10 protein-coding genes are annotated in these 9,291 nt (G+C 65.4%); 7 read left to right on the forward strand and 3 right to left on the reverse strand.

The window, feature by feature from the left end; all coding sequences use genetic code 11:
• Positions 1–234: shikimate kinase (locus ACTS2Z_RS05060; RefSeq protein ID WP_442572138.1), on the reverse strand; the 234-nt coding region annotated here is incomplete at its 3' end.
• Between the two features lie 127 nt (positions 235–361).
• Here ACTS2Z_RS05060 and ACTS2Z_RS05065 point away from each other — a divergent pair.
• The 5 genes from ACTS2Z_RS05065 (at position 362) to ACTS2Z_RS05085 (ending at position 6,284) form a co-directional block, all read left to right on the forward strand.
• A complete protein-coding gene (locus ACTS2Z_RS05065) occupies positions 362–502 on the forward strand; it encodes a hypothetical protein (protein WP_442572139.1) in 141 nt (46 codons plus the stop codon).
• Positions 486–2,135, forward strand: coding sequence for a hypothetical protein (locus ACTS2Z_RS05070; RefSeq protein WP_442572140.1), 1,650 nt, complete (start codon positions 486–488; stop codon positions 2,133–2,135). Before ACTS2Z_RS05065 ends, ACTS2Z_RS05070 begins: the two co-directional genes overlap by 17 nt.
• Positions 2,132–3,055 carry a site-specific tyrosine recombinase XerD gene (locus tag ACTS2Z_RS05075; protein WP_442572141.1) on the forward strand — a complete coding sequence of 308 codons (924 nt, stop codon included), beginning with the start codon at positions 2,132–2,134 and terminating at the stop codon, positions 3,053–3,055. The genes ACTS2Z_RS05070 and ACTS2Z_RS05075 overlap by 4 nt, the downstream gene beginning before the upstream one ends.
• A gap of 98 nt (positions 3,056–3,153) precedes the next feature.
• The gene (locus tag ACTS2Z_RS05080) at positions 3,154–4,140 is read left to right on the forward strand and encodes an acetyl-CoA carboxylase carboxyltransferase subunit alpha (RefSeq protein ID WP_442572142.1); all 987 of its coding nucleotides are present in this window, start codon (positions 3,154–3,156) and stop codon (positions 4,138–4,140) included.
• Positions 4,141–4,229: 89 nt separating this feature from the next.
• A complete protein-coding gene (locus tag ACTS2Z_RS05085; RefSeq protein WP_442572143.1) occupies positions 4,230–6,284 on the forward strand; it encodes an NAD(+) synthase in 2,055 nt (684 codons plus the stop codon).
• 163 nt (positions 6,285–6,447) lie between these two features.
• Here the strand turns inward: ACTS2Z_RS05085 and ACTS2Z_RS05090 are convergent, their stop codons facing one another.
• Positions 6,448–6,915: an Hsp20 family protein gene (locus ACTS2Z_RS05090; RefSeq protein WP_442572144.1), complete on the reverse strand. Its 468-nt coding sequence runs from the start codon at positions 6,913–6,915 to the stop codon at positions 6,448–6,450.
• 279 nt (positions 6,916–7,194) lie between these two features.
• On the opposite strand from ACTS2Z_RS05090, the gene ACTS2Z_RS05095 reads away from it, so the two are divergent.
• Positions 7,195–8,223, forward strand: coding sequence for a class I SAM-dependent methyltransferase (locus ACTS2Z_RS05095; RefSeq protein ID WP_442572145.1), 1,029 nt, complete (start codon positions 7,195–7,197; stop codon positions 8,221–8,223).
• Positions 8,220–8,924: a hypothetical protein gene (locus ACTS2Z_RS05100; protein WP_442572146.1), complete on the forward strand. Its 705-nt coding sequence runs from the start codon at positions 8,220–8,222 to the stop codon at positions 8,922–8,924. Before ACTS2Z_RS05095 ends, ACTS2Z_RS05100 begins: the two co-directional genes overlap by 4 nt.
• Here the strand turns inward: ACTS2Z_RS05100 and ACTS2Z_RS05105 are convergent.
• Positions 8,921–9,291: inositol monophosphatase family protein (locus tag ACTS2Z_RS05105; protein WP_442572147.1), on the reverse strand; the 371-nt coding region annotated here is incomplete at its 5' end. The genes ACTS2Z_RS05100 and ACTS2Z_RS05105 overlap by 4 nt on opposite strands.

Genomic DNA, 9,291 nt, shown 5'->3' on the forward strand with positions numbered 1-9,291 from the left:
GAGAAGGCGGGCGATCACGCGCCGTTCACCCTCGCGAAACGAGGTCTCGCCGAAATCGGCAAAAATGTCGGACACGCTGCGCCCTGCCGCCTTCTCGACCTCCTCGTCGGAATCGCGGAATGTCCAGCCCAAACGGTCGGCGAGGCGGCGTCCGGTTGTTGTCTTGCCCGCCCCCATCAATCCCACGAGGACGACCGGGCGGGGGAACTGCTTTGCGAGATGCACACGGTTCATGATGGCGCTAGGCTATAAGCCGGTGACGGGTAATGAGCAATTGCCGCGTGCGATGTCTGGAAAACGCCGCATTGTACGCGCTATTGTGCACCATCAATAACGCATCCAGCCACGAGGGGCGCCTGACATGCGCGGACTGCTGATAGGAGTAGGCATAGGCGTGATCTGCGTCGGTGCCATTTTTGCCATACTGCTGGTCATGGCAGACTCCATGGCACCGGAACAGACCGAAATCCGTGTCGAGGTGACCGATGCGCTCGACAACTAGCACGCTGCTGGCTTGCGCCCTTCTGAGCGCCGCCCCTGCCCTCGCGCAGGAAACAGGCCCGGCCATCGAGGTGCAGGAGCTGGGGGCGGTCGACCCCTTCCAGATCGGTTCACGCAACATCCTGCCGGGCACAATCTGGTCATCGAGTGACGGCGAGGCCTTGCGCGCCATACTGGACACGCTGCCTGCCGCCAGCGGCCAGGGATGGAATGAGGGCGCTGCCGCCCGCCTGGCCGAGCGTGTGCTTCTGGCCTCCGGCGAGCCGCCGCGCGGAGCGCGTGACGATTTCGACCTGGCTGCCTTGCGCGCTGACCGTGCACTTGCCGCCAGCCGGGCCGAACAGGTTTATCAGCTTCTTGAGCGCACGCCGCGCCTCAACCAGTCGAGCGCCCTGTCGCGCCTGCATGCCGAGACGGCCTTCTCTCTGGGCGAAACCGAAGCGGCCTGCCGCACTGCTGAAGGCCTGCTGCGTGGCCGCGATGAGGCCTACTGGCTGCGCGCACGCGCGGTCTGCCTCGCCTTTGCCGGCAATATGCCGGCTGCGGAGCTGACCGCTGATCTCGCCCGTTCGGCGGGCGGGGTGGGCAATTTCAGCGCCTTTTTTGACGCGCTGGCGCTCGATACCGGTCTTCCCGCCAACACGCCCGTCACCGACGGGCTGGAAATGGCAATCGCCATCACGGTTGCGCCTGAGACGCGCATAGAAGTGGCAGACGGCGCGCCGGCCTGGCTGCAGCGCGCAGCGGCCCGCACCGGCCCGGCCATCACCTTGCCGGAATATCTCGACGAAGCGCTGGAAGCGGCCATGGCCATGGAAGGCGCAGACCGCGCTGCCGCCCTTGCCGCCATCGCCCAGCAGGACATTGACCGGGTGATCGCCGCCGAGGCGCTCGCCGCCCGCTTTGACGATGCCGTACGCGAAGGCCGGTTTGCAGAAGTTGCAAAAGCCTACGCCATGGAGATCGAGACATTCCCGATCAACGAGCAGACCCTCGCCCATGGCCCGCGCTTCATCCTGGCCCTCGCGCTCGAAGGCGAGCTTGAGCGTGCATGGCGCTGGCGCGAGGCGCTGCTGTCCGGTCCCGAACCGGACATGCCCGAACCCCTCCCCGGGGCAGAGGGCTGGACCGCGCCGGGCAGCGGCGAACCGGGTTCACTGACCCCGCCGCCGGGCTTTGCCGTCGTTGAAGCCGATCCGTGGGAGCCGCCTTCACCGGCGGTCATGGTCGCGCTCGACATGGCGATCGGCGTTGCGGCTGATGATATCGCCTCAGAGGCCTTTGCCGCCATCCTGGCCGCCCGCGCAGAGAATGCCGGGCCGGAGCGCCTGGCCCAGCTGGCGGGCCTCGGCGCGCTGGGCGCCTCATTGCCCCCGGCAGTGCGCGTGGCGATGCTGTCGGCACCGGCAGACGAGAACGAGGCCGGACGTGAGGCTGACCTTGCCGCGATGGCCACGCTCTCCCTGATGAACGCTTCGCAAGCCGAGACCCTGCTGCTGGCCGCAGGCCTGATCGAGGCCGGCAATGGCAGCGCGCGCGCCTATGCGCTCGCCTGTCACCTGCTGGAGCGGGCAGGCCGCCGCGCCGAAGCCTTGCAGCTCATTCTGGAAGCCATTGCCGAGGAGAGCGCGTGAGCGCAGCCCAAATAGCGCTCTTTCTCGACATGCTGAGCGCCGAACGCGGCGCATCCGCCAACACGCTTGCCGCCTATCGCCATGATCTGGAGGACGCCTCCGCCCGGCTTGCCCGCCAGCGGACCAGCCTCGATGCGGCGTCTGCGGCAGATATTGAAGGCCTGATGCAGGCTCTGGCCGGTGACGGGCTGAAAGCCTCCACTGCCGCCCGGCGGCTTTCGGCGCTGAAGCGCTATTACCGCTTCCTGCTGAAGGAAGGCGTGCGCAGCGACAATCCCGCCGCCAGCCAGAAAGGGCCCAAACAGGCCCGCGCCTTGCCCAAAATCCTCTCCGAAACCGAGGTGGGCCGCCTGTTCGATGCGGCTGACGCGGTGGACGGCCCCGGCGGCCTGCGCCTGCGGGCGGCACTGGAGTTACTCTACGCAGGCGGCCTTCGGGTCAGCGAGCTCGTGACCCTGCCTCTGGCCGCCTTTGCACGGGCCGAACGCTATCTGGTGGTTACCGGCAAGGGCAGCAAGGACCGGCTTATCCCGCTGACACCCTCCGCGCTGGAAGCCGTCGAGGCCTATCGTCCGGTACGCGAGAGCTTCCTGCCCTCAAAAGCATCACCCCTTCGCAGCCGGGCGGAGACCTTTCTTTTCTGTTCGGCAACGGCCAAGGGCGGCCATCTCACGCGTGAGCGTTTCGCCCAGATGCTGACCGATCTTGCGATCAGGGCAGGCCTCGATCCGTCGCGTATCTCGCCCCATGTTCTGCGCCATGCCTTCGCCACGCATCTTCTGGCTAACGGGGCAGACCTGCGCAGCCTGCAGACATTGCTGGGGCATGCCGATGTCTCGACGACCGAGATTTACACCCATGTGCTCGAGGCGCGCCTGCGATCCCTGATGGAAGATGCCCACCCGCTTTCGCGGTCCTGAAGGCCTGCTGACACCCGGCTTGTGACAGAGCGATGTCGCGGCTAGTTTGCGCCTTCGGCCAGCGCCCTTGGCCGGGCAGCCTTGTCACATGGGGATACATGTCCAACCCGACGCGCACCTATCTCGATTTCGAACGTCCGATCGCGGAACTTGATGCCAAGATCGAAGAACTGGAATCGGTATCCGAACGCAATGGCGAGGACGCCCCCAATGTCGCCGAGGAAGTGGCCAAGCTGCGCCAGAAATCGGCAGACCAGCTGCGCCAGCTCTACGCAAAGCTCGATCCGTGGCGCAAGACCATGGTCGCCCGCCACCCTGAGCGCCCGCACCTGAAAGACTATCTGGCCGGCCTCATCACCGATTTCGAGGAATTGTCCGGAGACCGCCGGTTTGGCGAGGACAACGCCATTGTCGGCGGGCTGGGCCGCTTCCGGGGCCGCGCCGTGGTGGTGATGGGTCATGAAAAGGGCCACGACACCCAGACCCGCCTCAAGCACAATTTCGGCATGGCAAGGCCGGAAGGCTACCGCAAGGCGGTGCGCCTGATGGATCTCGCCGACAAGTTTTCCCTGCCCGTCCTGACCTTTGTCGATACGGCAGGCGCCTATCCGGGCGTCGGCGCAGAAGAGCGAGGCCAGTCCGAGGCGATTGCCCGCTCGACCGAGCGCTGCCTGACGCTGGGCACGCCGATGATTTCCGTCATTACCGGCGAAGGCGGTTCGGGCGGCGCGGTTGCGCTGGCCTCGGCCAACACGGTAATGATGCTGGAGCATTCCATCTATTCGGTGATCTCGCCGGAGGGCTGCGCCTCGATCCTCTGGCGCGACGGGGCCAAGGCCCGCGACGCAGCCATCGCCATGAAGATCACCGCGCAGGACCTGATCGGCCTCAAGATAATCGACAAGATCATTGGCGAGCCGGTCGGCGGGGCGCACCGCGACCGCGAAGGCACGATCAAGGCCGTCGGCGATGCGATGGAGGAAAGCCTCTCCAGCCTCGAAGGGCTGGACCCGGCCACCTTGCGCCGCAAACGCCGCGAGCGCTTCCTGGCCATCGGCCGCAGCCTCATGGAACCGGCGGCCTGAGCCGCTAGGCACGCATTCACCCTTGATTTTTGTGACGGAAAGGCGTCTCTGGCGGCTCTGAAATACTCAGATTGAGCAAAAGAGGCGCCATGCCCGCTTTCCACAATCTCTACCGCCACGGTTTTGTCCGTGTGGCCGCCTTCGCGCCGCATGTGGCGCCGGGCAACCCGATGGAAAATGCAAAGCGTCTGAACGCCCTTGCACGCGAGGCGGACCGGCGCCGTGCCGGTATCGTCCTGTTTCCCGAACTGTCCCTGACCGGCTATGCGATTGACGATCTGCACCATCAGGCCCTGATGCTGGACGCGTCCGAACGCGCGAGCGAGGCCCTGATTGCCGCCTCCGCCGAGCTGATGCCGGTCATTGTGGCAGGCGCAGCCGTGAGGGTGGACCACCAGCTTTATAACTGCGCACTGATCATTCATCGCGGGCGGCTGCTGGGCATCGTGCCGAAAACCTATCTGCCCAATTATCGCGAATTCTACGAAAAGCGCTGGTTTGCCGAAGGCCGGCCCTATACGGGCCGCCATGTCCGTTATGCCGGGCAGGACGCACCTTTCGGGACGGGCTTGCTGTTTGAAGCCGAGGATATGCCCGGCTTCAGCCTGATGGCCGAAATCTGCGAGGATTTGTGGGCGGTGCATCCGCCAAGCCTTGATGGCGCGCTCGCCGGCGCCAGCATCATGGTCAATCTTTCGGCGTCCAACGCCCTGATCGGCAAGGCGCGCGAGCGCGAGGCGCTGGTGCGTGTGCAGTCACAAAAGACGCTTGGCGCCTATGTGTTCGCCGCCTCCGGCACCGGCGAGAGCACCACCGACCTGACATGGGACGGGCAGACGATTGCCTGCGAGCTGGGCGAGACCTTGGCACAAGGCCCGCGCTTCGAGGACGGTTCGGGGCTGGTCACCGACATTGATGTGGAACGCATCGTTCAGGACCGTCTGCGCTTTTCCACCTACCGGGACTCCGCGCGCAATGCGCAGGACCGTATCGCGAAATGGCACCGGATCGGCTTCACGTTTGCGCCCCCGCTTGACGAAACTCTGCCGCTGGAACGCCCGGTGCGCCGCTTTCCGTTTGTGCCCTCCGACCCGGCCCGTCTCGATGAGGACTGCCATGAGGCCTGGTCGATACAGGTCGAGGCGCTGGTCCAGCGCCTGCGTTCGAGCGGCATCAGCCGCGCCGTCATCGGCATTTCCGGTGGACTGGACTCAACCCAGGCCCTGATCGTGACCGCCCGTGCCTTTGACCGGCTTGGCCTCGCCCGCAAGGATATTCTCGCCTACACCCTGCCGGGCTTTGCCACCAGCGATGCCACGCGCCAGCAGGCAATCGAGCTGGCAGAGGCGCTGGACGTCACGCACCGCGAGATCGATATCCGCCCAGCCGCCGAGCGCATGTTGTCCGACCTCGGACATCCCTTTGCGCAAGGCCGCTCCGAGTACGACATAACGTTCGAGAACGTGCAGGCCGGCCTGCGCACCGACTATCTTTTCCGCGCCGCCAATCACGAGAATGCGCTGGTCATCGGCACCGGCGACCTGTCCGAAGCGGCGCTGGGCTGGTGCGCCTATGGCGTTGGCGATCACATGTCGCACTACAACGTGAATGCGGGCCTGCCCAAAACCCTGATCCAGCACCTGATTGCCTGGGCCGCCCGCACCGGCGAGGCCGGACGGGGAGCGAATGCGGTTCTGGAACGCATTCTGGCGACCGAAATCTCGCCTGAACTGGTCCCGGCGGGGGCGGACGGGGCGATGCAGAGCACGCAAGCGCGCATTGGTCCCTATCCTTTGCAGGATTTCACCCTGCACCATGTGGTGCGCTACGGGTTCGGACCGGAAAAGATCGCCTTCCTGCAGGAAAGCGCCTGGGGCGAGGCCTCGCGCAGCGACTGGCCGGATCACGTGGCAGAGGCCGACCGGCGCCACTATTCCATGGCCGAAATCCTCAAATGGCTGCGCGTCTTTCATGCCCGCTTCTTCGGACAGAGCCAGTTCAAGCGGTCTGCCGTTCCCAACGGGCCGAAGCTGACCTCGGCGGGTGCCCTGTCGCCGCGCGGTGACTGGCGCATGCCTTCGGACATGAGCGCCGCCCTCTGGCTGGAGGCCATTGACCGGCTGGAGGAAGAGCTGGGCCTCTGATACCCGTCAGCGGACATGAAAACGCCCGCGTGCCAGGGTAAGAGCACGCGGGCGTTTTGTCTTGCAGTCTGCAGGAGGACCGGGCGCTCTCTGCGGAAGGGGACACCGCACCACGCTCTGGCCGTCCTGCCTTCGCTCCGGTCCGGCGGAGCGGTATCAGGCGTTATGCGGCCTTGGTCTTCGAGCCGCTGATCAGCTTGGCACCGGACTTGCCGTTAATGGCGATCTGGCGCGGCTTCTTGGCTTCGGGGATCTCGCGCTCCAGGCGCAGCACCAGAAGCCCGTTTTCCAGACGCGCATCACGCACCTGGATATGATCGGCAAGATGGAAGCGGCGCTCGAAGGAACGCTCGGCAATGCCGCGATGGATAAACTGGCGCGGTTCGGCATCGCTGCCTTCGCGCTTGCCAGACACCGTCAGCACGTTTTCCTGGACCTGAACGTCCAGATCGCCTTCACCGAAACCGGCCACGGCCAGCTCGATGACGTATTCGTGTTCGCTGAGCTGTTCGATATTGTAGGGCGGGTAGCCATTGCCCGTTTCCTGCTTGGCCGCCGAGTCGATCATGTTGGCCAGACGGTCAAACCCGACAATCGTGCGGTAAAGCGGCGTGTAGTCGATGGTACGCATGGAGATCCTCCTTCAGAAGCGATCATGTGGACCTTTCCCCGGTTGATGGTTCGCACCTCTGACGAGCGTGCGCCGGACCGGAAAACTGTCCGTGGTTACAAAGGCCAGGAACCCGTTATGGCGTCCCTGCCCAATCGAGATGGGTAGGCCAGTCGATGTGCGCAAGAGGGGCGCGGCTGTGCTTTTTGCGATTTTGCCATTTGCCGCCACGGCGCTAGTCTTGCGTCCGCTTCGCCCGACCCCGCCGGTGCAGACCGGTGCCAGCATGAGGAATACCGTATGCGTCTGCTCGTCACCGTTTCTGCCCTGGCCTTCTGCCTGCCCCTGATGGCGTGCGGCGACGCCTCCGAGCCTGCCATTCCGGCAAGCGAGGAAGCGCCAGCACAAGAGGCACAAGCCGGAGACGCAGACGCGCAGGCAGGTGACGCCACCGGCGGCGCGGAAACCACCACCGAAGAGGAAGCCGGGGAGCCTGCGCAGGCTGAGGCGGAAGGTGCGCAAGGCGAGGAGACGGCGGCGGCGCTTTCAACGGCCCCCGAAACCGGATCGCTTGCCTGGGCCGTGTCCGGTGAATGGCGCGCTGACGCCATCGCCCGCGATGTCTGGCGCAATCCGCGCGAGACGCTGGAATTCTTCGAGATCGACCCGTCAGGCACCATTGTGGAAATCTGGCCCGCAGGCGGCTGGTACACGCAAGTGCTCGCGCCCTGGATCGCTGCCAATGGCGGCACTTACGTGGCCGCGCATTTCGATCCGGCGGGCAATGCCCAGACCCAGGCCTTCATAGACAGCTATGTCGAGCGCTTCTCCGCTCCGCTCTTCGGCGAAATCCAGATCGCCGCATTCGGCCCGGAGACCGGCCCTATCGTGCCCGAGGGCAGTGCCGATGCCGTGCTCACCTTCCGCAATGTGCACAACTGGATGTCGCGGGGCTTTGAAGAGAAAGCCTTTGCCGACTTCTACGCCGCCTTGCGGCCGGGCGGCATTCTGGGTGTTGTCGAACACCGCCTGCCCGCGAGCCAGCCGCAGGACCCGCGCGCCGGGTCCGGCTATGTGCAGGAAGACTATGTCATCGCCCTGGCGACCGAAGCCGGGTTCGAACTGGTGGCATCATCGGAGATCAACGCCAATCCCGCCGATACGGCGGATCATCCGTTCGGTGTCTGGACCTTGCCGCCGGTTTCACGTACCTCGCCGGTCGGCGGCGAGCCAGACCCGGAATTTGACAGCGCGCCTTATGAATCGATCGGGGAGTCCGACCGCATGACGCTGCTCTTCCGCAAGCCCGGCGGTTCACAGTCCGAGTGATCCGTATCCTGACATCACTGCTGGCGCTGGCTGTCTTTGCCGGTGCCGCTCTGGCAAACGCAGCCAGCGGCCAGGATCAGGCACCGCCCGCATCGCTCAACGCCTATCCGGCCGAACGGCTTCTGCCGTTCTGGCGCACCTACGTCGCACAGGCGCAAAACGGCGAGCTTGCCTTCCGGCCAGCCTATCGTCTCGACCCGCCACCTGCACCGGATGAGGCCGTGTCGGGGTTCTGGCTCGAAGGGCTGGACGGTACGCTTTTGCCGCTCGAAGTGGATACGGAGGGTTACCTCATCATTCCGCAAGCCGCCGAAGCGGCAGGCTTTGTCACCCGCGCAAGCCGGATGCATCACGATGCGCAGCGCCCGCTACCGGCGATAAGGCTGGAGATTGTGGCGGAACTGGCACCGGCAAGGCACTATCCGATCTCGGATCTGGCAGCGATCACACATGCCGTCGACCACTTCCAGCGCGATGCCATGGGGCTGGCCGCATTGATGGCGCCGCGCTTCGACACGCTTGTCTGGCATTTTGACGGCCCCGCGCCCGATGGCTGGCTGACCAGCCGGAATGGTCAGCGCCAGTCACTTGAGGCGTATGACAATACGCTATCCTTGCGCATGACCGGGCGCATCGGCCGGCAGGGCGGACAGGTTGAACTGGAGGCCCTGCCGTTGCGCCTTACCATCGAGGTGCGCTAGGCGCGCGCGGCGGGCGCCAGCAGCGCCAGCAATTCGCGATGCAATCCCTCGCTGGATGCCGCAACGACCTGCCCGCCCTCATGGGCAGGCCCGCCGGACCAGTTCGTAAGTATACCCCCTGCCCCTTCGACCACAGGAACGAGCGCGGCGACATCCCAGGTCTTGAGGCCGGACTCGACGACGAAATCGAGGCCGCCAAGCGCAACCATGGCATAGCCATACGCATCAAGCCCGTAGCGCATGAGGCGGGCACGGGCCCGGACGGCGCCAAAGGCCTCTGCTTCCGCGCCGCTGAAGAGATACGGGTCGGTGGTCTCCCCCAGCGCCTCTGCAAGAGGGCAGGGCGGACGCACGCGCATGGGCTGGC

The sequence above is a fragment of the Glycocaulis sp. genome, from assembly GCF_052168375.1.
Lineage (GTDB): Bacteria > Pseudomonadota > Alphaproteobacteria > Caulobacterales > Maricaulaceae > Glycocaulis.